At 43.2% G+C, this 23,008-nt stretch carries 19 protein-coding genes and 1 tRNA gene; 14 read left to right on the top strand and 6 right to left on the bottom strand.

What is annotated here, in order from left to right; all coding sequences use genetic code 11:
- Positions 1-116 precede the first annotated feature (116 nt).
- Positions 117-1,355, top strand: coding sequence for an ornithine--oxo-acid transaminase (gene rocD / locus GKO22_RS07170; RefSeq protein ID WP_166333614.1), 1,239 nt, complete (start codon positions 117-119; stop codon positions 1,353-1,355).
- 91 nt (positions 1,356-1,446) lie between these two features.
- Here rocD and odhB read toward each other — a convergent pair whose 3' ends face one another.
- The 3 genes from odhB to GKO22_RS07155 form a co-directional block, all read right to left on the bottom strand.
- Positions 1,447-2,706, bottom strand: coding sequence for a 2-oxoglutarate dehydrogenase complex dihydrolipoyllysine-residue succinyltransferase (gene odhB / locus GKO22_RS07165; RefSeq protein WP_166333612.1), 1,260 nt, complete (start codon positions 2,704-2,706; stop codon positions 1,447-1,449).
- A gap of 58 nt (positions 2,707-2,764) precedes the next feature.
- Entirely contained in the window at positions 2,765-5,506 is a 2,742-nt protein-coding gene (locus GKO22_RS07160) for a 2-oxoglutarate dehydrogenase E1 component (protein ID WP_166333610.1), read from the bottom strand.
- 156 nt (positions 5,507-5,662) lie between these two features.
- Entirely contained in the window at positions 5,663-6,145 is a 483-nt protein-coding gene (locus tag GKO22_RS07155; protein ID WP_166333608.1) for a GNAT family N-acetyltransferase, read from the bottom strand.
- A 99-nt stretch (positions 6,146-6,244) separates the two neighbouring features.
- Between GKO22_RS07155 and GKO22_RS07150 the strand changes: the two genes are divergently transcribed.
- From GKO22_RS07150 to GKO22_RS07135, 4 genes are all read left to right on the top strand, one after another.
- The gene (locus GKO22_RS07150; protein ID WP_166333607.1) at positions 6,245-6,754 is read left to right on the top strand and encodes a GNAT family N-acetyltransferase; all 510 of its coding nucleotides are present in this window, start codon (positions 6,245-6,247) and stop codon (positions 6,752-6,754) included.
- A gap of 94 nt (positions 6,755-6,848) precedes the next feature.
- The gene (locus GKO22_RS07145) at positions 6,849-7,256 is read left to right on the top strand and encodes an Rrf2 family transcriptional regulator (RefSeq protein WP_116774434.1); all 408 of its coding nucleotides are present in this window, start codon (positions 6,849-6,851) and stop codon (positions 7,254-7,256) included.
- 56 nt (positions 7,257-7,312) lie between these two features.
- A complete protein-coding gene (locus tag GKO22_RS07140) occupies positions 7,313-8,152 on the top strand; it encodes an SDR family oxidoreductase (protein WP_166333605.1) in 840 nt (279 codons plus the stop codon).
- Between the two features lie 78 nt (positions 8,153-8,230).
- Entirely contained in the window at positions 8,231-9,439 is a 1,209-nt protein-coding gene (locus GKO22_RS07135; protein ID WP_166333603.1) for a MalY/PatB family protein, read from the top strand.
- On the opposite strand, the gene GKO22_RS07130 is transcribed toward GKO22_RS07135, so the two are convergent.
- Positions 9,436-10,284, bottom strand: a complete 849-nt coding sequence (locus tag GKO22_RS07130; protein WP_166333601.1) for an AraC family transcriptional regulator — start codon at positions 10,282-10,284, stop codon at positions 9,436-9,438. The genes GKO22_RS07135 and GKO22_RS07130 overlap by 4 nt on opposite strands.
- Before the next feature lie 142 nt (positions 10,285-10,426).
- Between GKO22_RS07130 and fucP the strand changes: the two genes are divergently transcribed.
- From fucP to GKO22_RS07090, 8 genes are all read left to right on the top strand, one after another.
- Complete coding sequence (fucP, locus tag GKO22_RS07125) at positions 10,427-11,689, top strand: L-fucose:H+ symporter permease (protein ID WP_166333599.1); 1,263 nt, start codon at positions 10,427-10,429, stop codon at positions 11,687-11,689.
- Between the two features lie 15 nt (positions 11,690-11,704).
- The gene (locus GKO22_RS07120; protein WP_166333597.1) at positions 11,705-12,040 is read left to right on the top strand and encodes an L-rhamnose mutarotase; all 336 of its coding nucleotides are present in this window, start codon (positions 11,705-11,707) and stop codon (positions 12,038-12,040) included.
- A 24-nt stretch (positions 12,041-12,064) separates the two neighbouring features.
- A complete protein-coding gene (locus GKO22_RS07115; RefSeq protein ID WP_166333595.1) occupies positions 12,065-13,735 on the top strand; it encodes a UxaA family hydrolase in 1,671 nt (556 codons plus the stop codon).
- A 12-nt stretch (positions 13,736-13,747) separates the two neighbouring features.
- Entirely contained in the window at positions 13,748-14,512 is a 765-nt protein-coding gene (locus GKO22_RS07110; protein WP_166333868.1) for an SDR family NAD(P)-dependent oxidoreductase, read from the top strand.
- A gap of 13 nt (positions 14,513-14,525) precedes the next feature.
- Positions 14,526-15,377 (top strand): fumarylacetoacetate hydrolase family protein, encoded by an 852-nt coding sequence (locus GKO22_RS07105; protein ID WP_166333593.1) that lies wholly within the window; start codon positions 14,526-14,528, stop codon positions 15,375-15,377.
- 42 nt (positions 15,378-15,419) lie between these two features.
- Positions 15,420-16,247 (top strand): amidohydrolase family protein, encoded by an 828-nt coding sequence (locus GKO22_RS07100; protein ID WP_166333591.1) that lies wholly within the window; start codon positions 15,420-15,422, stop codon positions 16,245-16,247.
- A gap of 8 nt (positions 16,248-16,255) precedes the next feature.
- Positions 16,256-17,044, top strand: coding sequence for an L-fucose dehydrogenase (locus GKO22_RS07095; RefSeq protein ID WP_166333589.1), 789 nt, complete (start codon positions 16,256-16,258; stop codon positions 17,042-17,044).
- Between the two features lie 190 nt (positions 17,045-17,234).
- Positions 17,235-17,316, top strand: a tRNA-Leu gene (locus tag GKO22_RS07090).
- Between the two features lie 221 nt (positions 17,317-17,537).
- Here the strand turns inward: GKO22_RS07090 and GKO22_RS07085 are convergent.
- The gene (locus GKO22_RS07085) at positions 17,538-18,035 is read right to left on the bottom strand and encodes a ribonuclease H family protein (protein ID WP_166333587.1); all 498 of its coding nucleotides are present in this window, start codon (positions 18,033-18,035) and stop codon (positions 17,538-17,540) included.
- Positions 18,036-18,207: 172 nt separating this feature from the next.
- Positions 18,208-19,068, bottom strand: a complete 861-nt coding sequence (locus tag GKO22_RS07080; RefSeq protein ID WP_066753499.1) for a sigma-70 family RNA polymerase sigma factor — start codon at positions 19,066-19,068, stop codon at positions 18,208-18,210.
- Between the two features lie 871 nt (positions 19,069-19,939).
- Here GKO22_RS07080 and GKO22_RS07075 point away from each other — a divergent pair.
- Positions 19,940-22,993 carry a SusC/RagA family TonB-linked outer membrane protein gene (locus GKO22_RS07075; protein WP_166333585.1) on the top strand — a complete coding sequence of 1,018 codons (3,054 nt, stop codon included), beginning with the start codon at positions 19,940-19,942 and terminating at the stop codon, positions 22,991-22,993.
- Positions 22,994-23,008 lie beyond the last annotated feature (15 nt).

The raw sequence follows: 23,008 nt of genomic DNA, 5'->3' as shown, positions 1-23,008 counted from the left end.
ATGGGGATCTCATCCGTCTCACATGTTCCTGTCTGCAATTGGATCTGTAATCCTATTTTTCGGCGCTGCGAAACTATTTTGGTATATTCGTTAAACACTAACACGGAATTACGATCATGGGAAATCAATCAATTTCAATAGACGCATTGACGGAAGCATATATTCAGAAAGAAGAGCAGTTTGGTGCGCACAATTATCATCCGCTACCAGTTGTTTTAAATAGGGGAGAGCGTGTGTATGTTTGGGATGTGAACGGAAAACGCTTCTTCGATTTCTTGTCTGGCTATTCTGCAGTGAATCAAGGGCATTGTCATCCAAAGATTGTCGATGTATTCGTCGAACAAGCGCGTACGTTGACGTTGACCTCGCGCGCTTTCCATTCCGAAAAATTTGTAGAATATACCGAATACATTACAACACTATTTGGCTTTGATAAAGTGCTGCCCATGAATGGCGGAGTAGAAGCGGTGGAAACTGCAATTAAGTTGGCGCGGCGTTGGGGTTATCACGTAAAGCAGGTGCCCGAAGGTCAGGCAAAAGTGATTACGGCGGCCGAAAATTTCCACGGACGGACACTAAATGTAATTTCTTTCAGCACCGATCCGGTGGCCAAGCAAGGTTTTGGCCCTTATATGGAAGGTTATCTTACCATTCCTTACAATGACCTAGAGGCGTTAAAGCAAGCGGTGAAAGATCCTAATGTGGTCGCGTATCTGGTGGAGCCGATTCAAGGCGAAGCAGGCGTGGTCGTGCCGGATGAAGGCTATTTGAAATCGGCTGCACAAATCTGTCGCGATGCGAATGTGCTTTTTATTGCCGATGAAATCCAAACTGGATTGGCACGTACTGGGAAAATGTTGGCTTGCGATCATGAAGACGTGCGTCCTGATATTCTTATCTTGGGAAAAGCTTTAAGTGGCGGTACGATGCCAATATCCGCCGTGTTGGCCGATGATGAAATCATGCTAACGATACAACCTGGTGAACACGGTTCTACTTTCGGTGGAAGTCCACTTGCTGCTGCCACAGCCATGGCTGCTTTACAGGTTTTGATCGAAGAGAATCTCAGTGAGCAAGCAGATCGACTGGGAAATTTATTCCGAGATACAATTAGATCGTGGAATCATCCGAATATTACGGAAGTGCGTGGCAAAGGTTTGTTGAATGCCATTGTCGTAAATCACTCCAATCAAAAAGCGGCGGAAATCCTCTGCTATGAATTGTTGCAAAATGGCTTATTGGCCAAGCCGACACATGGAGATAAAATTCGCTTTGCACCGCCTTTAGTAATGACTGAATCAGAATTGTTGGAAGCACTAGATATTATTCAGAAAAGTTTTGCGGTGTTGGATTAGTAAAAGCCGATAATCCCTAAAATTAAAAAACCCCAAAACCGATAAGGTTTTGGGGTTTTATTATGTTTGCTTGGGCAGTTGCCAGCGCGTATTATACTTCTAATAATAAACGAGCTGGATCTTCCAATAGTTGTTTTACACGTACCAGGAAGCTAACTGATTCGCGACCATCAATGATGCGGTGATCGTAAGACAATGCAATGTACATCATCGGACGAATCACAACCTGACCATTTTCAGCAATCGGACGCTGCACAATGTTGTGCATACCCAAGATCGCAGATTGTGGCGCGTTGATGATTGGCGTAGACATCATCGATCCAAATACACCACCGTTAGTGATCGTAAATGTACCGCCTGTCATCTCGTCAATCGACAACTTGTTGTCGCGTGCTTTTGTTGCTAAGTCGATAACGGATTTTTCGATTTGGTATAAGCTCATAGATTCCGCATTGCGAATGATTGGCACCACCAAACCTTTTGGTCCAGATACCGCGATAGATACATCTACGAAATCAGAATATACAATCTCGTTTTCTTCCAAACGCGCATTTACCGCAGGCCATTCTTTCAAGGCAGTAGTTACTGCTTTGGTGAAGAAAGACATGAAGCCAAGACCCACACCGTGCTTGTCTTTGAAAGCATCTTTGTATTTACCACGTAGATCCATGATCGGCTGCATGTTTACCTCGTTGAAGGTAGTTAGCATCGCTGTTTCATTTTTCACAGAAACCAATCTGCGAGCTACTGTTTTACGCAATGAGCTCATGCGCTCGCGTCTTTCGTTGCGTTCGCCTGGCGCACTAGCAGCAGGTGCTTCCGTTGCCTTAGCAGACGATGATGCAGCTGGTTTAGATTCAGATTTAGATTTCGCTTGCGCTTTTTCCGCATCCTCTTTGGTGATACGACCGTCTTTACCCGTTCCTTTTACCGCGCTAACGTCAATTCCTTTTTCGCGTAAAATTTTTGCAGCAGCAGGAGATGCCGTGCCTGCAGCATATGAATCTTCACTTTCATCTTCAGAAGTAGATTCTTTTGCTTCTTTGTTATCTGAGCTTTTAGATTCTTCTTTTTTCTCTTCTTTCTTGTCGCTATCACCACCGCCAGCAGGAGCGTCGCCATCTTCGATTGTACATACTACAGCACCAATCTCCAAAGTATCGCCTTCTTGAGCGATGATTTTTAAAATACCAGCTTGTTCAGCAGGCAATTCAAAAGTCGCTTTGTCAGACTCTAACTCAGCAATGTTTTCATCCATCTCTACGTAATCTCCATCTTGCTTTAGCCACTGGGCTAAAACAACTTCGGTGATGGATTCACCTACGGTAGGAACTTTTATCTCTAAGCTCATAATGTTGTTTTTTTAACCGGTGAAGTGCAAATAAGCACTGCCGATTTACGTTTGTTGTTTATGCAAATGATTTATTAACGATTTCTTCTTGTTGCACCGTGTGCTTTTTCATGTAGCCAGTTGCCGGACTCGCGTTTTCTGTTCTTGAAATAACATCTGTAAATTCAATGTCGGATTTGCGCAACTTGCGGCAATAATAAGGCCAAGCACCCATGTTTTCATTCTCCTCTTGTACCCAGATAAATTCTGTCGCTTTTTTATAACGAGCGCGAATCTCTTCTAGTTGCGCTACTGGCGCAGGATACAATTGCTCGATGCGAACAATAGCTACGTCGGTACGTTTGTCCGCTTGTTGTTTCTCCAAAAGATCGAAATAGACCTTACCTGAACAAAACAACACACGTTTAACTGATGTAGCCTTTGCGTAATTATCATCCAATACCGGTTGGAAATCCTTATCAGTAAAGTCTGCCAAAGGTGAAGTTACTTTTGGATGGCGTAGTAAACTTTTTGGCGTAAATACAACCAATGGTTTACGGAAATCGCGTACCAACTGGCGGCGTAACAAGTGGAAGTAGTTGGCTGGTGATGTACAATTTGCTAAAATCATGTTGCCGTGAGCACATAACTCTAAGAATCGCTCGATACGAGCCGAAGAGTGCTCCGGACCTTGACCTTCCATACCATGTGGAAGCATCAATACCATGCCATTCGAACGTCTCCATTTGCTTTCTGCACTCGCCAAGTATTGGTCGATAATGATTTGAGCACCATTGTAAAAGTCACCGAACTGTGCTTCCCATACGGTTAGTGCATTTGGATTAGCCAATGCATAGCCATATTCAAAACCAAGAACAGCATACTCCGATAATAAGGAGTTGTAGATGTTGAAGCGATCTCCGCCATCTACCTGCGCTAATGGTACATATTTTTCTTCTGAATCTTCTAATGTCAGTACCGCGTGACGATGCGAAAAAGTACCACGTTGTACATCCTGACCGGAGATACGCACGCGTTTACCATCTGCCAATAAGCTGGCATATGCCATGAGCTCACCCATTGCCCAATCGTACGAATCTTTTTCGATCATCTTGCTGCGATCTTCGAAAAGCTTCGAGATCTTACGAAAGAATTTTTTCTCTTTCGGTAATTCGGTGATTTGCTTAGCCAATGCTTTGAAAGCATCCGCAGAAATGCGTGTCTCTACGGCTTCGTCCAAATCTACTTTGCGCGCTGGGCGAAGGCCTTTCCACGCACCACCAAACATAGGCGCTTCATCTTCGATGTTTTCGATTTTTTTAGAATCGTTGAGCTGAGATTGTAGATAGGTTTTGAATTCTTTCTCTACCTCTTTGGCATAGTTATCATCGATGCTACCTTCATCTACCAATTTCTTCGCATAGATCTCTTTCGGGTTCGCGTGTTGCTCGATCGCTTTGTACAATAATGGTTGGGTGAACTTAGGTTCATCCGCTTCATTATGTCCATATCGACGGTAACATAATAAATCGATGTAAACATCGGTTTTGTATTTCTGACGATATTCTACTGCTAGGTTGATCGCATAAACCACCGCTTCGGCATTGTCTCCATTTACATGGAATACGGGCGAAGAAGAGATTTTTGCGACGTCCGTACAATATGTTCCCGAACGGGCATCTTTATAATTGGTCGTAAAACCAACTTGGTTGTTAATCACAATGTGGATAGTACCGCCAGTTTTGTATCCATCTAATTTGGACATTTGCGTTACTTCGTAGACTACGCCTTGTCCGGCAATGGCCGCATCACCATGAATCAGGATCGGAGCGATCTTCGAAGAGTCGCCGTCGTATTTCATGTCGATTTTAGAGCGAACGATACCTTCAACAATTGGATCTACCGTCTCTAAATGCGAAGGGTTAGGCGCTAAACTCAAATGTACATCTTTGCCACTATCCGTTTTGATGTCGGAAGAGAAGCCCAAATGATATTTTACGTCACCGCCAAATGCCATCTCTGGATCTTCTTCTTTGTACATCTTGCCTTCAAACTCGGAGAAGATGGATTTGTAGGATTTACCCATGATATTGGCCAACACGTTCAAACGACCGCGGTGCGCCATACCAATCATAAATTCCTGAATACCGAGGTCAGCACCTTTTTCGATCACCGAGTCCAATGCTGGGATCAAGCTTTCTGCACCTTCCAAAGAAAAGCGCTTTTGTCCAAGGAACTTGGTGCCTAAGAAGCTTTCGAAAACAACGGCTTTATTGATTTTCTGAAGAATTCTTTTCTTTTGGTCACTGGAATAGTTTGGCGTGTTGCGCTCTGCTTCCATCTTGTCCTGCAACCATTTGATTTTTTCCGGATTACGGATATATCTAAATTCTACACCGATAGAGCGGCAATACGTATCTTCGATAAGCTGACGAATTTCGCGTAACTTGACTGGCCCTAAGCCAATCTCGACACCCGCATTGAATACCGTATCCATATCGGCATCAGAAAGACCGAAAGTTTCCAGTTCTTTGCCTGGGTAGTACTTGCGGCGTTCGCGCACAGGATTGGTATCTGTAAATAGGTGCCCACGATCCCGGTAACCGTGAATCATGTTCAATACGTTGATCTCCTTGATGGCATGATCAGATACTTGATCAAAGTTTTCGCCTTCAGATCCTTCGGCTGTTTGTCCGAATTCGAAGCCTTCAAAAAATTTCTGCCATCCAAAATCAACCGAGCTAGGATCCTCCTTGTAAGATTGGTAGAGTCCTTCAATGTAGCTGGTGTCTGCGTTACTCAAATAAGTTAACTTATCCATTTAAATATAAATCATCTTTATAATTACGCAAATTTAGTAATAATAAAAGATTAAAGGCAATTTATCGGCATAATAAATAGGATAATTCCGAAAGTTTTTTAGGAGCAACTTATACCGGTATTTACGTGTTTAAACACGGGCAATATTGGGTAATATCTAGCTGTTTTTGTTCATTTGGGCGTAGTACATTTCGACATGTTCGATGCCGTCTTCGTCATACTTTTCACCATCTGGCATAAAACCTAAAGATTGATAAAATTTGTCTAAGTAAGTTTGCGCGCCAATTCGAATTCCTAAATTAGGATAATGCTGTTGTACCACGTCGATACTTTTGATCATCAGTTGTTTTCCGTAAGAATTTCCTCGAGCGCTAATGGAAGTGAGCACGCGTCCGATGGACGGTTCCGTAAATGAAATTCCTGGCGGAACAATGCGTGTATATGCCGCGATTGGACTATCCGCTTTTTCTCTGCCAATCAGATGCAGGCAATGTGGATCTTTGTTGTCTAGATCCTGATAAACACAGTTTTGTTCCACCACAAAGACCTCCGAACGACACTGAAGAATTTCATAAAGCTCCAAGGCCGATAGCTCGTGAAAAGGTACAAGAGTCCAGAGAAGTTCTTTTTGAGGTGTCATATGCTTAATGTTTAGATGTTGTGTGCTAATTGCGGTTCGATTTTAAGGATTTTATCCTAACTTGGCAAACATAGTTCCAATAAATATTGATCGTATACCATGAGTGAATATAGCTTTAGATTAGCGAAAGCAGAGGAATTAAATGCTATTTGGGATATCTTGCAAGAAGCAATTGACCGCCGTAAAGCAGACGGAAGTGCGCAATGGCAGGATGGCTATCCAAATTTGCAGGTAGTCGCCAAGGATATTGAGCGCGATGCAGGCTATGTTTTGGTGGAGGAAGATCGATTGGTTGGATATTGTGCGCTATTCATTGATGATGAGCCAGCCTATGATGACATTCAAGGGAATTGGCTTACGGACGGTTCTTTTGTGGTTTTCCACCGTGTAGCGGTGTCTAAAGATTATGTGGGTAAGGGAATTGCGCAGCAACTGCTGTTGCATATTGAGTCATTTGCCCGAGATCGAGAAATCCCGAGCTTGCGAGCGGATACAAACTTTGACAATGCAGCCATGCTGCGCATTTTCGAAAAATTGAATTACCAATACTGCGGCGAAGTCGTTTTTCGTGGTGGTTCTCGCAAAGCATTTGAAAAGATCCTGAGCTAATCAACAGACATTATGTATTGGTAATGTCATAATCTTGAATTTTAATGTAATAAAAGTTATTACATTAAAGGTTCTGCATTATCTTTGTTTTGAAATGAACAATACACGATTTGCTACGGCCTTACACATCTTGTCTCTGCTGTCGAAATACAGTACGGAATGGCTAAGCTCTGATTGGATGGCAAGCAGCATAAATGTCAATCCGGTAATCGTTCGTAAAGAATTAGGCGTATTGCAGGAAAATGGCTGGGTGGTAAGTCGCAAAGGCAAAGAAGGTGGTTCGCGCTTACAAGTAAAAGGCAGCGAAATTCGATTGGGCGATCTTTATCAGGCGATTCGAAATTCGGATATTTTAGGTAAAAAGAATATGAATACTAATCCAAAGTGTCCCGTAGGTAAAGAAATCAATAATCGCTTGGATAGTTTGTACTCAGAGACAGACCGTATTGTGTTGGCCTCATTGAACGAGCAAACTTTGGAAAATTTTGTGGATCAGTTTTGATCGCTTTTTTTCTTTATTAATGTAACAAAATATATTACAATATAATTATAAAACATATGAAAATAGCAGTAACAGGAGCTACTGGACAACTAGGTCGTTTGGTGCTAGAAAAATTGAAAAATGAAAATGTTGACGTAGTAGCTTTGGCACGAAATACCGAAAAAGCGCAAGATCTTGGCGTTGAGGTGCGTGCATTCGACTACGACCAACCTGAGCATATGGAAGATGCCTTAGCAGGAGTTGATCGCTTGTTACTCGTATCAAGCAACGACATTGGCAAGCGCTTACAACATCATGAGTCTGTAATCCATGCAGCGAAGAAAGCTGGTGTTTCGCAACTTGTTTTTACTAGTTTGGTGAATGTGGATCATTCTACATTGAATCTAGCTGGTGAGTACATCGATAGTGAAAAATCGTTGCAAGCTTCAGGTGTCCCTTTTACGATTTTGCGTAATGCTTGGTATACTGAAAATTATACTTCATCTGCAGCGAATGCAGTAGCCGGTGGTGCGTTTATCGGTAGTGCTGGTGATGGCAAGATTTCTGCGGCTTCGCGTGAAGACTTGGCAGAAGCTGCGGTAGCTGTATTGCTAGGCTCAGATCATGAAGGCAAAGTGTACGAGCTGGCAGGTGATCAAGCATTTACTTTAAAAGACCTTGCGGCAGCTATTTCTGAGGTAACGGGCAAAGATATACCTTATCGCAATTTAAGCGAAGGAGAATATAAAGATGCCTTGGTTTCTCATAACGTGCCAGAAGGATTTGCAGCGATGATCGCTAGTTGGGATGTATCTGCTTCGAAAGGAGATTTGTATAGCGAAGATAAGACCTTATCACAACTAATTGGCAGACCCACAACGCCTTTGGTAGACAGTGTAAAAGCCGCATTGTCCTAAGCAAAAGCACTAGGATGTATGTGATGTTTTAAACATCTTTGTGTAGCACCAAGTCATATCTTGGTGCTACACTTGTTTATGACATATGACTTTGACGAAATAATTGATAGAGCTGATACGAATAGTGTAACCTACGAAGGCTGGCGGTCGTTCTTGTTTCCAAATGATCACGATCTGCAAATTTCTTATGCTAATCATGAATTGATCTCTTTGTGGGTAGCCGATATGGCTTTTTCAAGTCCGCCACCCGTATTGGATGCCGTTCGCGCGCGCTTGGACCGAAAGATTTTGGGTTATTCTAAGATTTTCGATCCGCATTATGGCAAAGTGCTGAAAGATTGGTTTTTAAAACACTATAGCTGGGATATCGATACCGATGAATTGGTTTCAGCACCTGGAATCGTCACAGCACTCAATCGATTAGTACCCTTGTTGACTGATCTAGAGGAACAAATATTGATTACGACGCCTTCCTATGCGCCATTTAAAAGAGCTGGCGATCAATGTGGTCGCGGCGTCGTATTTAGTCCATTGCAAGTAAGCGAAGGGAAATACGAAATGAATTTTGCTGATCTTCGCCAGAAAATAGAAGATCCAAGCAATCGCATTCGTGTATTTATACTGTGCCATCCGCACAATCCGACCGGCAGAGTTTGGACAATACAAGAATTGAAAGAACTCGGCCAGCTTTGTTTGGACAATGATGTATGGATTATATCCGACGAAGTGCATAGTGATTTGTTGCGCGAAGGTAAATCGCATACGCCAATGGCTGCATTATTTCCCGATTCCGATCGCATTATCACTTGTTCGGCTCCTAGCAAGAGTTTCAATTTGGCGGGTAATATGTTGTCGCATATTTTTATAAAAAATACAGCCAAGCGTACGGAGTGGAAACGATTATTTAGCGACTATCATTCTCCATTGAGCATTACAGCAACCGAGGCGGCTTACGAACACGGCGCCGAATGGTTGCGACAGCTTAATCGCTATCTTGATGGCAACTTACAGTTTTTGAAAGATTTTCTGACGGAACATTTGCCAGAGGCACGCTATCAGATACCCGAAGCGACTTACTTGGCTTGGGTGGATTTGTCCGCCTACTTGGCAAAACGCAAAGACACCGATCGTTGGGCGGTTTTCTTCGCGCAAAAAGCCGGCGTGCTCATCGAAGGCCAAGAAGATTTCGTGGCCAATGCAGAAGGGCATATTCGTATTAATGTCGCTTGTCCGAAAGCGATATTACACACCGCGTTGATCCGCATGGCGGCAGCCTTAAATAATTAGCTAAATGTGCCGCGATAGGCGAGGGGAGTCGTGCCGGTGATTTTTTTGAATGCTTTATGGAAGCTCACAAAATTATTGAAACCGGCATCAAAACAGCTTTCTTTGATAGATACACGCGAATCTCGGAGCAGCTTGCAAGCATGTGCCACACGCAGTGCGGTAATAAATGCCGTCAATGTTTTGCCGGTGCGTTGTTTGAAGTAACGACAGAAGGAATTGCGCGTCATACCCGACAAATTCGCTAAGGTTGTCAATTCTAGCTCCGTTCGATAGTGGGTGTTGATATAGCCGATGATGGTATTCATTCGGTTAACTTCTTCATGCTGCAGTTGTATGTCATACTCCGAACTAATCAGACTCACCCTCGGGGCAAACTGCGTAAACTGATGCAAAACGTGCAATAGCCTATGAAGCTGCTGAAAACCTCCGGTTTCGCTCGTTAGATCTTGAAACGATAACGCTATTGCTGTGGGCAACGCTTCGATCCACAAGCCTTTCTGAGCTTGTTGCAGCGTTCGTCGGACTTCTGCTAATTCGGGCAAGGCCAAAAAATCCTTTCCAGCAAAATCTTCGCGAAAATGAATTACATATATTTCCGCTTGTGCATCCCGACTATATTCCTCATCGAAATGCCAATAGTGCGGTACATTTTTGCCAATCAACACGCATGCACCATGTTCGAAGCGCTGAATACAATCTCCGATAAAAAAGGTGCCCAAGCCGCGATTGATGTAGATCAATTCAAGCTCTTCATGATAGTGCCAAATCTGGTGATATTGCGGAATATGATCTTTTCGGATCTGGAAACTTTGTGTTTCCGACTCATAACGGTGCAACTTCTGCATCCTGCAATCTGTTAAATATATTCCCAAAAATAGATAACATATTTTGTAATGAGGTAATATCGCTTATTATTTAGGTAATAAAATTCAATGAATTGCGTATCTATGTCCGTTAATTCGTGTAATCAATTATACATCATCTGTGATGACAAACAAAAATCGCTATACCTTTGCGTTGGTGTTGATCACCTCGCTTTTCTTTTTTTGGGGTTTTATTCATAATCTCGATCCAATTCTGATTAAGCATTTGCAAAGTGCCTTCAGTCTCTCACACTTTCAGGCCTCGTTGATCGATTCCTCTGTTTTCGCTGCGTACTTCTTGTTGGCCATTCCGGCAGGACTGATCATGCAACGCTACGGCTATAAGGCTGGGATTTTGGTCGGACTATGTCTTTTTTCTTTAGGATGTTTTCTGTTTGTGCCTGCGGCCAATGCCGTAAGTTATCCATTTTTCCTGACCGCTTTATTTGTCGTGTCTTGCGGGCTTACGATTTTAGAGACCGCGGCCAATCCTTATATCACGGTGTTGGGCGATCCAGCGCGTGCGACGGAAAGGTTAAACTTTGCTCAATCTTTCAATGGTTTGGCAGCTTCGCTAGCGCCGCTAGTTGGCGGTTACTTTATATTGGCCGAAGAGCCCTTAAACCAAGAAGAATTAGCACAATTAAGCGAAGCGGCACGATTGGCCTATATACAAGCCGAAACATCGTTGGTGAAAGGGCCTTATTTGGTATTGGGGGGAATAATTTTAGCGGTTGCTGTTTTATTTTTCTTTACGAAATTGCCTGACATCAAAGAAGAAGAAACGTCGGAGAAGGCTTCGGGTTTTATCGGTGTATTGAAGCATACACAAGTGAGATGGGGTGTGGTTGCACAATTCTTCTATATCGGTGCTCAAGTTTATGTGTTTAGTTTCTTGCTGGTATTTGCCAAAGAGACATTGGGTATGAGTGGATTAGAAAGTAAGTATTATGCAGGTGTGGCTGGCTTTTTATTTATGATCGGTCGTTTTATCGGCTCTTTCTTTATGAAATTTATCCAGCCAGCTAAGCTATTAGCCGCTTATGGTATGATCGCCTGTATCCTGACTTTAGTGGTAATCTTTGGAAGCGGGATGATTACTTTGTACGCGTTATTGGGAATCACCTTTTTTATGTCGATCATGTTTCCAACGATTTTTGCGATGGGTATTCAAGGTGTGGGACACGATACTAAACCTGCATCCAGTCTCATTGTAATGTCAATCGTAGGCGGCGCGATTATTCCATTAGGCGCAGCCTATATTACGGATATTACCGGTCATATGCCCTACTCGTACTTCTTTGTGTTGCTGTGCTTTATTATCGTGGTGTTATTTGCGTTGTATAATAGGCCGGTGGTAAAGACTTCAAGAGCGAATATAGTTTAAAATAATAGAGTAAAAATGACAAGACATGTGTTAGCCTTGGATCTGGTAGATCAAGCAGATCTAATCGAAGAATATGAATCTTACCACCGTGCGATATGGCCCGAGATAGAAGAGTCTATTTTGAGTGCAGGCGTACATCAGATGGCCATCTATCGTTTTGGGAATCGGTTGATGATGCTGATGGATGTTGGGGATGATTTCAGCTTCGAGCGTAAAGCAGACGCGGACGCTAAGAACGAGCGTGTGCAGGAATGGGAAAAGCTGATGTGGAAATATCAACAAGCTTTACCGGGTGCAAAAGCTGGTGAAAAATGGGTGTTGATGGATAAAATTTTTGAATTACGCGGGTAATCATTCCCAGAGAAAATATAGATCATGATAAGAGATAATGAACGCCGTCAATTTCTACAAATCCATCCGAAGGATAATGTGCTGGTAGCGCTAAACGACCTTCCGGAAGGATTTACGGTGGATTTTGGAGGACAAAAAATTACTTTGCGCCAGCCCATAAAAGCGAAGCACAAGTTTACGATTGAGGAAATCGCTCAAGATGGCGATGTATTTATGTACGGTGTCCTAGTAGGGAAGGTCAATGTGGCCTTGTCGATAGGTGAACTGATTAGTACGGAGAATTTGCGCCATGCGGCGGAGGATTTTAAGTTGGGTGAGCGAAAAATAGAATGGCAAAAGCCAGATGTATCGGCTATCGCAGATCGTACTTTTGAAGGCTTTCACCGCAGTAACGGTACAGTTGGTACGGCAAATTATTGGCTAGTTATTCCGCTCGTTTTTTGCGAGAATCGCAATGTGCTAACGCTCAAATCTGCTTTGGAAGATAAGTTGGGTTACCGCGTACAATCTGCCGATTATTCGAATGAAGTGGATGAATTGATTCGTCAATATCAATCCGGAGCAGATGCCACACAATTATTGAAAGCGGACCTTTCGCCTACGGCGATCGATCGCACGGCCAATCGCTTATTTCCGAATGTCGATGGCGTTAAGTTCTTGAATCATGACATGGGTTGCGGTGGTACGCGGATGGATTCCGATGCGCTTTGTGGTTTATTGGCTGGATATATTACACACCCGAACGTAGCTGGTGCAACCGTGTTGAGCTTAGGTTGTCAGCACGCGCAAGCTTCTATCTTGCGCGACGAAATTACCAAGCGTGATCCGGCTTTCGACAAACCTCTTTATGTCTTTGAGCAACAGTTTGAAGGTACAGAACAGCGTTTGATGCAGAATGCGATTAAATCTACTTTTGCCGGACTGACGATCGCGAATCAAATGAAACGTGCGCCAGCTACACTGTCGAAATTATGTATTGGTTTAGAATGTGGTGGCTCTGATGGGTTCTCCGGTATATCTGCCAATCCAGCTTTAGGATATCTTTCTGATATGTTGGTGTCGGTAGGTGGCTCCGTGATTCTAGCAGAATTTCCAGAATTGTGCGGCGTAGAGCAGGAGATGAGCGATCGTTGTATCGATGAGCCAATGGCTGAGAAATTTATTCACCTGATGCGTACCTACAATGCCAAAGCCGAAGCGGATGGATCTGGTTTTTACATGAATCCTTCTCCGGGTAATATTCGCGACGGATTGATTACCGATGCGATCAAATCCGCTGGAGCAGCCAAGAAAGGCGGTTCATCTCCCGTGCAGGCCGTAGTGGATTATCCAGAATTGGCCAATAAGCCAGGATTGAATCTGCTATGTACTCCCGGAAATGATGTAGAAAGTACGACAGCAGAAGTCGGAGCGGGTGCCAATTTAGTGTTGTTTACTACTGGATTAGGAACGCCAACGGGCAATCCGATCGCGCCAGTCATTAAAATTGCGACTAACACAAAGACCTACGAACGGATGCCAGATATTATTGACCTCAACTGCGGAACGATCATCGATGGTGAGGAAAGTATTGCCGAATCGGCGCATCGCATTTTGGATTATGTGATTGAGGTGGCGAGCGGACGCGAAATCTGTAAAGCAGTGAAATTAGGACAGGATGATTTTATTCCTTGGAGAAGAGGTGTTTCTCTATAAAATATAATAATGATGAATAAGCTAAAAGATAAGATAGCTGTAGTTACCGGAGGCGGTAGCGGAATTGGAAAAGCCATCAGTATGAGCTTTGCAGCCGCAGGCGCGGAAGTACATATTTTTGATCTGAATGCAGCAGGATCGAATGCGGTAGTACAGGAGATTGCTGATCTAGGTAGTCGTGCGGTGCATCATACCTGCAATGTAACCGATCAAAAAGAAGTGCTCGATCTAGTGCAGCAATTGGGTAAGGTGGACGTTTTGGTGAATAATGCCGGCATTGCACACGTAGGTAATGTCGAGAAATGTGCGGAAGAAGATTTTGAGCGCGTCTTTCAGGTGAATGTAAAAGGAGCTTATAATCTATTACATGCGGTAGTTCCTGTTATGAAAGCACAGGGCGGCGGTGTGATCTTGAATTTGGCTTCGATTGCGGCTCTAGTGGGTATTAGCGATCGCTTTGCTTATTCGATGAGCAAGGGCGCGATTCATGCCATGACTATGTCGGTGGCTCGGGATTACTTGGCGGATAAGATTCGTTGTAATAGCATCTCGCCAGCACGCGTGCACACGCCATTTGTAGATGGTTTTATTCAGGCTAATTACCCTGGGCAGGAAGCGGAGATGTTCGACAAATTGTCGAAGTCGCAACCCATCGGTCGAATGGCTTCGCCAGATGAGATTGCCAAATTGGCTTTATTCCTATGTAGCGACGACGCGGCATTTATCACCGGAAATGATTATCCGATTGATGGCGGATTTATTAAATTGAACAATTAAAAAAAACATATACATGCAGTTAATACGTTTTGGAGAAGCCGGTAACGAAAAAATCGGTGTTAAAGTTGGAGAGAAAAATTACGATGTTTCGGCCTTTGGTGGCGATTATAATGAGCAGTTTTTTGCAGAGAATGGGCTTTCAAAATTAGCCCAGTTTGTACAAGATAACGAAGGGAAATTGGCCGAAGTGCCTGCTGATGCGCGCATTGGTGCGCCGATAGCGCGCCCATCTAAAATAGTGTGTATCGGCCTGAATTATAAAGATCACGCTGAGGAGACTGGCGCAGCGATTCCGGCGGAGCCGATTATCTTTATGAAATCGACTACTTCTTTAGTGGGTCCTTTCGATCAAGTGATGATTCCTAAAAATTCTGAAAAAACGGATTGGGAAGTAGAGTTTGGTATCGTGGTCGAGAAAAAAGCATCATACGTGTCTGAAGCAGATGCCTTGGATTATGTGGCAGGTTATGTGTTGCACAATGATGTATCCGAGCGCGAATATCAATTGGAGCGTGGCGGTACTTGGGACAAAGGAAAAGGCTGTGATACCTTCGCGCCAATTGGCCCCGTATTGACGACGAAAGAAGAAATTCCAGATATCAACAACGTACGCCTGTGGTTAAAAGTGAATGGCAAAACGTATCAAGATGGTAATACCAAAAACTTGATTTTCAATGTGCCATTTATCGTGTCCTATGTTTCTCAGTTTATGACTTTGTTGCCGGGTGATGTGATCTCTACGGGTACACCAGCAGGCGTCGGTTTAGGATTCAATCCGCCGATCTATTTGAAAGCGGGCGACGTGATTGAGTTAGGAGCTGATTATTTGGGTGAATCACGTCAAGAAGTGATCGCTTATCGTTAACACATCGATTGGTTTTTATCCGTCTGAAAAAAGAAGGGACACATGAATATAGATGCACACCAACATTTCTGGATCTACGACGCGGAGCGCGATAGTTGGATAACGGAAGATATGAGTGTAATCCGACGCGATTTTTTGCCGACCGATTTACGCGCAGAATTACACAGCAATCGCATGGATGGTGTCATTGCTGTACAAGCGTCCTGTACGCTACAAGAAACACAGTTTCTAGTCGACTTATCGACCATGTATGGCATGATCAAAGGTGTGGTTGGTTGGGTGGATCTGACTGCTGATGATGTGGAAGACCATCTGGAGCGTTTCAGCAAGATTCCGATTATTAAAGGTTTCCGACATGTGGTACAAGGGGAAGATGATCCAGAATTCTTGATGCGCGATTCAGTACAACGATCTATTCGTGCGTTGACAAAGTATGGGTTTACCTATGATTTGCTAATTCGTCCAAGACATTTTGCTTCCACCTTACTTTGCGTCAAAGAGAATCCCGATCAGCAGTTTATATTGGATCATATGGCTAAGCCAGATATCAAAGCCGGAGAAGTGGAGCAATGGGCGAGCTTTATTGCTGATCTAGCTACTTATCCGAATGTGGTGTGTAAGGTTTCTGGTTTGGTCACCGAGGCGGATTGGTCCAATTGGACTGTGTCTGACTTCGCTGCTTATATAGATCATGTGATTCTTCACTTTGGTAAAGATCGTTTGATGTTTGGATCAGATTGGCCAGTTTGTCTGGTGGCTAGTACGTACAAGCAAACTAAGGAGATTGCAGGAAGCAGATTAGATGGATTTTCGTTGGAAGAGCAAGCTGCTTTTTGGGGAGAAACCGCGCGGAGAATCTATAAATTTTAAAATTCAACATGGATTTACATTTGAAAAATAAAGTCGTCATTGTTACTGGTGGCGCGAAGGGTATTGGTAAAGGCATTGTGCTCTCTTTAGCAAAAGAAGGTGCTATACCGGTCATAGTAGGTAGAAGTGAAGACGATAATCAGCTCGTGGTCGCAGAAGTGAATGCGCTTGGAGGGGAAGCATTTTCCATCGAAGCAGAATTGTCGGATCCAGCGGCTTGCGAACATGCTGTCAATGGAACGCTTGCAAAGTATGGCAGTGTTGATGGCTTGGTAAATAATGCTGGCGTCAACGACGGTGTGGGTTTAGCTTCGGGCAATTATGAAGCTTTTGTAGCTTCCTTGCATAAGAACTTAGTGCATTATTACCTGATGGCACATCACGCATTAGATGCGCTTAAAGCGAGCAGAGGTGCGATTGTGAATATCAGCTCCAAAACGGCAGAGACAGGGCAGGGGAATACTTCTGCTTATGCCGCATCCAATGGCGGTCGCAACGCGCTAACGCGCGAATGGGCAGTAGAATTACTGCCTCATCAAATTAGGGTAAATGCCATTGTGGTGGCCGAAGCAGCGACACCACAGTACGATCGTTGGATCCAAACATTGGATAATCCGGAAGAAACCTTGAAGAAGATTACTGATCGTATTCCGTTAGGAAATCGCATGACAACAGCAGAAGAAATTGCAGATACCTGTGTGTTTTTGCTGTCAGACAAATCAAGCCATACCACAGGACAATTAATCCACGTAGATGGTGGTTATGTGCACTTAGATCGCTCTTTGGTGAGAGAATAATCGCTGCTGAACTATCAAATTAGTGCATTATTCGGAGCTAATCGCGATAGGTAAAGGTGTTTAGATGGTAGTGTGAAAAATAAATACGCTATAAATCAGTCGCTTTGGTTACAGATGGTGATTTCTCTTTGCAAATCAATTTGGAGTGCCTATATTTGCATCACTTCAAACAACGGAAGTAACCAGAGATGCCCAGATGGCGGAATTGGTAGACGCGCTGGTCTCAAACACCAGTGGAGCAATCCATGCCGGTTCGATCCCGGCTCTGGGTACAAGGCCTGATAGTTTTCACGACTATCAGGCTTTTCCTTTTTCTGGCGAAATGCTTAACATCTTTTAACACAAGTTCGATTAAACATTTTGCTCTTTTTCCACTCTATCTTATACAAAGCGAATCACATTGTGTAGGCAGTAGGTGAGTAGTAGGATAGTGATTGATTATATGTTTTAAATGTGGAAAGTCTTGTCCGAGAGGACAAGACTTTTTTTGTTTCTATGCTTTCTTTGCTTCCGCTTCGAAGATATGGTCTATCTTCCATTCGGGTTTGTTTTTGGAAGCAGCTACTGCCAAGCGATCACATCGCTCATTTAATGGATGTCCTGCATGTCCTTTTACCCAAACCAATCTTACTTGGTGGAGCTTGTACAGTTGCATCAATCTTAACCAAAGATCTTTATTCTTCTTTCCGGCAAATCCTTTCTGTATCCAGCCATACACCCATTTTTTGTCAATAGCATCAATGACATATTTAGAATCTGAATAGACGGTAACTTGTTGATTGATGGATTTGAGGGCTTCTAAGCCGATGATTACAGCGAGTAACTCCATACGGTTGTTGGTGGTTTTACGGAAACCTCCAGAGTACTCTTTTTCAATTAACTTTCCGTGCAATGCTGCATTATCTCCTTTGTAAATCGTTCTTAAAATGGTGCCGTATCCACCCGGACCAGGATTTCCGCTAGAAGCACCGTCTGTGTATAATTCAATCATTTCTTCAAATATACGGGTTTTGTCGGGCTGTGCCTATTGGTAGTGAGCAGATTCTGTTGAACAGATTGATTCCTTTTGGGCAAGGAATTATCAAGGAGTATTAAACACAAAAAAATGCGTAGCTTTTGGCTACGCATCTACGTTTTCATGTCCAATATGTTGCAGGATGTTTTTAGCCTAAGTACGATTTCAGAATTCTACTTCTGGAAGTGTGGCGCAAACGTTGCAATGCTTTGTCCTTAATCTGTCTTACACGCTCGCGTGTCAAGCTGAATTTTTCACCAATCTCTTCCAGAGATAATTGGTGGTTGGATCCCAATCCGAAAAACAACACGATAATTTCGCGCTCACGCTCCGTTAACGTTGCTAAAGAACGTTTGATTTCTTCAGATAACGATTCGTCGATTAGAGAGCTATCTGTATCCGGATCTTTGTTCTCTAATACGTCCAACAATGTGTTTTCTTCACCCTGTACGAAAGGTGCATCCATCGAAACATGTCTACCTGAATTACTCAGTGTATCAGATACCTTATCTACGGTGGTTTCTAGGATGTCTGCCAATTCTTCAGGAGAAGGTTCGCGTTCGTATTCTTGTTCAAGCTTAGAAAAAGCTTTACTAATTTTACTCAATGAACCCACTTGGTTCAAAGGTAAACGAACAATTCTTGACTGCTCAGCGATGGCTTGTAATATAGATTGGCGAATCCACCATACTGCGTAAGAAATAAACTTAAATCCTTTGGTTTCGTCGAACCGCTTTGCCGCTTTAATTAGGCCTAAATTACCTTCATTGATCAAGTCACCTAACGTTAGACCTTGATTCTGATATTGCTTGGCGACAGAGACGACAAACCGTAGATTCGTTTTGGTAAGTTTTTCTAACGCTACTTGATCACCCTCTCGGATGCGTTGCGCTAGGATTACTTCTTCTTCCGCAGTAATTAAGTCTACTTTACCAATTTCGTGAAGATACTTATCTAACGATTGAGATTCACGGTTGGTAATGGATTGTGTAATTTTAAGCTGTCTCATCTACTATATTAAATGCCTTCCTTAATGAAATGTTTGCAAAAATACGAAAAATAACCGTAAAACTTGCTAACATGTCCATATTATACTTGTTCAGAATGAGGTAATTAGAAAAGGTTTAATGAACTAATACATCGTCAAAAATTGTTCCAAAACTTAGAGAATACAATGTTTGCACATTTATTTTCATGGCAAAGTCTGTTTACAATAGTTAGAGAGTTTTAGCAATTGCTCCTGATCGGAATGAATTTATACATGTTAGGAATAGAGGAACTATTAGGTGGCTCATCGTTATGTCGATATTATGACATTATTATGGTAAGATTACAATGGCACGGCGTCGGCAATATCCACCCAGATTGCAAAACAATGTCTTGAAATAAGTTTGCCAGCTGGTGAGTGTGGAACAAAAGTAAGAGGGCCGAAGCCCTCAAAGTTTGTAGACTTACCTAACTGTCAATTGGCGTTGGCACTTGTAGATTTATCTCTCAAACCTTTTAAAGGTACGAAATCTTTTAAATACTATGGAGATGGGCTTGTCAAACCAATTAAAAACGGGACAATATACTTCAATAAATAAATACTACTAAAATGATAGACATTATGAATAATATTGATTATCTTTGAAAACATCTTAGATAAATAGTTATATCAACCATTTAATAAATGAATAACATGCAGTACCAAATTAACCCTTCTGACCTCTACAATTCTCTGCCGTTCAGTACAATTTTCCCTATGAACAATCATTTTTGCCCTGCACGAATGTGTAGCTAGTGCAATATCTTGAGGTCGTAACCTCATTTCCCCGTACAGTATAACAAGTATTAATTGGCGTTGGCACTTGTAGTATTTCACTTTTAAACTTACCCCTATGAAAAATAGAGTATTTAGGTACTCCTTGACAATTCTATTGTCACACTTTTTGGTATATCCCTTATTTTCTCAAGAATCCAAACCTTTGGTCAATGCCACATTGAAAGGCACAGTCATTGATTCTCTGACTAAAGAACCCATTGAAGGCGTTACCATACAGCTACAGGGCGTTACGCACAGCTTAAAATCAGATGTTCACGGGAACTTTCAGATTGTCACTGGCCAGAAATTGCCGCTCACCATTTTGCTTTCATCACTCGGTTACAGCTCCAAAACCATTGTAGCCAATCAACCAGAAATCAGCATCGTTTTGCAACCAAGTTCGGATCGACTGGAAGAAATGGTGGTTGTCGGTTATGGCACGCAGCGCCGTCGCGATCTGACCGGATCAGTTGCCAGATTAGACGCTGCCGAAGTCAATAAGATTCCTGTAGCGAGCTTCGATGCGCAGTTGCAAGGCAAATTGCCCGGTGTGCAAGTAGTTACCAATTCGGGTGTGCCAGGAGAGAGTATCTTTTTGCGTGTGCGTGGTACCACATCGATCAACTCCAGCAGCGATCCTTTATACATTGTTGATGGCGTTTTCCTGAACAACACTTCGCTACAAACGATCGGCTTGGGCGGCCGAACTAGTTCGCCGCTCACCGATATCAATCCTGCCGATATCGAATCCATTGAGGTGCTCAAAGATGCTTCGGCAACTGCTATTTACGGGTCGCGAGGTGCTAATGGCGTGATTATCATCACGACAAAAAAAGGAAGTTACGGCACTAAAACAAAAATCGATGTCAATGTTTTGGGCGGCTGGGCAGAGGCTAATAAAGCATTGTTGCCGAAATTGGCCTCAGGCCCAGAAACGGCGACCTTGGCAAATGAGTGGTGGATTAATTCTGGTCTGGATAATCCGGCATTGAACCAAACATTTGCCAACAGACCATTCCGACCAATTTCGGAAGGCGGTCGCGGAAATCCAGAAGATCAGGAAACCTTTGATCGTTTGGGTTTTCTGCTTCGAAATGGCAAGCTACAAGATTATAGCGTAGGTGTCCAAGGGGGTGGAGACCGATCTCGCTTTTACATCGGTGCAGGTTATACTGGTCAAGAAGCCTTTATTAAGGTCATTGATTTCTCGCGCGCCAACCTCAAATTTAATTTTGATCATCAACTTTCCGATCGCGTAAAGATTGGCCTAACGAATAATTTTTCGAGAACATATCGCAATCAGGCGCGTACGGGAGACGGGCCGCAGGTCAGTCTATTTAATTCGGCCATTTCCTCGGCTACAAATATTCCGATTTTCACCGAAGATGGCGCTGTCAATGGGGTAGATAACACCTACACTTTGGTCGATAACTATGATGTGAATACGACCAGTTTGCGATACATCGGTAGTGCCTTTGCAGAGATTGACCTTTGGAAAGGTTTGAAGCTCCGCTCTACTTTCAGTGCAGATTATAATTTGTACGATGAATCGCAGTACTGGAATAGCAAAACAAGTATCGGAATTGCCAATGCCAACCAAGCTACTTCAGGCATCAGCCGCAATAGTACGTGGATCAATGAACAAATATTGTCTTATCAAACCAATATTGGACAGCATCAGCTTTCTGCTTTGATTGGTAACACTTTGCAAAGCAACACGTTTGATTATGCGTATCTAGAAGGGAATGGATTTGCCAATGATTCGTACAAGCTGATATCATCAGCAGCTACTGTGCGCGGATCGGAGAGCTGGTCGAAATATACCATTTCCTCCTTTTTCGGAAGGGTGGGTTACAATTATGCGGATCGGTATTTTGCGGAAGCAACCTTACGTACGGATGGTTCTTCGAAGTTTGGTGCCAACAACCGTTGGGGATATTTCCCTGCATTCTCACTCGGATGGCGCTTGAGCGAAGAACAGTTTTTATCCAGTGCAGATTGGTTGAATGAATTCAAGATCCGTGGTTCGTATGGTATCACGGGTAATCAAGCCGGCATCAGCAATTTCGCAGCACGCGGACTGTGGTCGGGCGATGCGAGCTACGCCAATATTCATGGTACACCGCTTCCTGGTGTTGGTCCGTTTCAGTTAGGTAATGACAATCTTCGTTGGGAACGCACCGCACAAACAGATTTGGGTGTCGATATTGCCTTATTCGATCATCGCCTAGGTATTACCGTCGATCTGTATCACAAATATACCTCCGATTTGTTGCTAGAACAACCAATTCAAGGTACATCTGGTTTTTCGGATTACTGGGCCAATGTGGGGGAGATCAGCAACAAAGGATATGAGTTTTTGTTAAACGCTGTCAACATCAGAAATCAAAACTTCACTTGGAATACCAGCATTAATATTTCGGGAAATAGAAATAACATCGAGTACCTGCCATCGCAGATTACGCAGTATACGCGTGATTGGGTGATTCTGAAGGAAGGACATTCGCTCAACTCTTTCTGGTTGTATGAGCAGCTTTATGTAGATCCGCAAACCGGAGATGCGGTGTTCGACGGACAACTTGCAGACGGCTCATTGCCTACTTCTGCCCGTAAGGTTTTTAGAAATGCTTATCCAAAATTTTATGGTGGTATTGGGAATACTTTCACCTACAAACAATTTGATTTGGGTGTAGACTTTAGCTTCCAATATGGCAATTACTCGCTTAATCTATACCGTTATTTTCGAGAACGCAACCCCAGCAGCGGCGGTGTGTTTGAAAATGTCTTGAACAGGTGGCAAGAGCCCGGAGATCAAACCGATGTTCCGCGTTTAACATCTGTGGGGCTCAACTATACCATTGATGCGAATAGTCGCTATCTGGAAGATGCCTCTTTCTTAAAATTGCGACAGCTCACCTTTGGGTACAAGCTGCCCCGGGAACTTGCGCAAAAAGTGGGTTTTTCTAATGCGAGAATTTACTTCTTGGGTTCCAATCTTTTTCTCTGGAGCAAATACACGGGGGATCCAGAATCTAACGTCACGAGCAATCCGAATTCGCAGGGTATTGGTTCATTTGGTACACCACCGCAACCTCGGACTTTTCAACTTGGTCTGAATGTCACCTTGTAGCATTTTTTGAATCCA

This window comes from Sphingobacterium chungjuense, from assembly GCF_011316935.1.
Classification (GTDB): Bacteria; Bacteroidota; Bacteroidia; order Sphingobacteriales; family Sphingobacteriaceae; genus Sphingobacterium; species Sphingobacterium chungjuense.
Note: the sequence above shows the minus strand (reverse complement) of the source record. Positions and strands in the feature narration are given on the sequence as shown.

Excerpts from the sequence above, each read along its gene's own strand:
- rocD (WP_166333614.1), top strand. The coding sequence starts at position 117 with ATGGGAAATCAATCAATTTCAATAGACGCATTGACGGAAGCATATATT.
- odhB (WP_166333612.1), bottom strand. The coding sequence starts at position 2,706 with ATGAGCTTAGAGATAAAAGTTCCTACCGTAGGTGAATCCATCACCGAA.
- GKO22_RS07160 (WP_166333610.1), bottom strand. The coding sequence starts at position 5,506 with ATGGATAAGTTAACTTATTTGAGTAACGCAGACACCAGCTACATTGAA.
- GKO22_RS07155 (WP_166333608.1), bottom strand. The coding sequence starts at position 6,145 with ATGACACCTCAAAAAGAACTTCTCTGGACTCTTGTACCTTTTCACGAG.
- GKO22_RS07150 (WP_166333607.1), top strand. The coding sequence starts at position 6,245 with ATGAGTGAATATAGCTTTAGATTAGCGAAAGCAGAGGAATTAAATGCT.
- GKO22_RS07145 (WP_116774434.1), top strand. The coding sequence starts at position 6,849 with ATGAACAATACACGATTTGCTACGGCCTTACACATCTTGTCTCTGCTG.
- GKO22_RS07140 (WP_166333605.1), top strand. The coding sequence starts at position 7,313 with ATGAAAATAGCAGTAACAGGAGCTACTGGACAACTAGGTCGTTTGGTG.
- GKO22_RS07135 (WP_166333603.1), top strand. The coding sequence starts at position 8,231 with ATGACATATGACTTTGACGAAATAATTGATAGAGCTGATACGAATAGT.
- GKO22_RS07130 (WP_166333601.1), bottom strand. The coding sequence starts at position 10,284 with ATGCAGAAGTTGCACCGTTATGAGTCGGAAACACAAAGTTTCCAGATC.
- fucP (WP_166333599.1), top strand. The coding sequence starts at position 10,427 with ATGACAAACAAAAATCGCTATACCTTTGCGTTGGTGTTGATCACCTCG.
- GKO22_RS07120 (WP_166333597.1), top strand. The coding sequence starts at position 11,705 with ATGACAAGACATGTGTTAGCCTTGGATCTGGTAGATCAAGCAGATCTA.
- GKO22_RS07115 (WP_166333595.1), top strand. The coding sequence starts at position 12,065 with ATGATAAGAGATAATGAACGCCGTCAATTTCTACAAATCCATCCGAAG.
- GKO22_RS07110 (WP_166333868.1), top strand. The coding sequence starts at position 13,748 with ATGAATAAGCTAAAAGATAAGATAGCTGTAGTTACCGGAGGCGGTAGC.
- GKO22_RS07105 (WP_166333593.1), top strand. The coding sequence starts at position 14,526 with ATGCAGTTAATACGTTTTGGAGAAGCCGGTAACGAAAAAATCGGTGTT.
- GKO22_RS07100 (WP_166333591.1), top strand. The coding sequence starts at position 15,420 with ATGAATATAGATGCACACCAACATTTCTGGATCTACGACGCGGAGCGC.
- GKO22_RS07095 (WP_166333589.1), top strand. The coding sequence starts at position 16,256 with ATGGATTTACATTTGAAAAATAAAGTCGTCATTGTTACTGGTGGCGCG.
- GKO22_RS07085 (WP_166333587.1), bottom strand. The coding sequence starts at position 18,035 with ATGATTGAATTATACACAGACGGTGCTTCTAGCGGAAATCCTGGTCCG.
- GKO22_RS07080 (WP_066753499.1), bottom strand. The coding sequence starts at position 19,068 with ATGAGACAGCTTAAAATTACACAATCCATTACCAACCGTGAATCTCAA.
- GKO22_RS07075 (WP_166333585.1), top strand. The coding sequence starts at position 19,940 with ATGAAAAATAGAGTATTTAGGTACTCCTTGACAATTCTATTGTCACAC.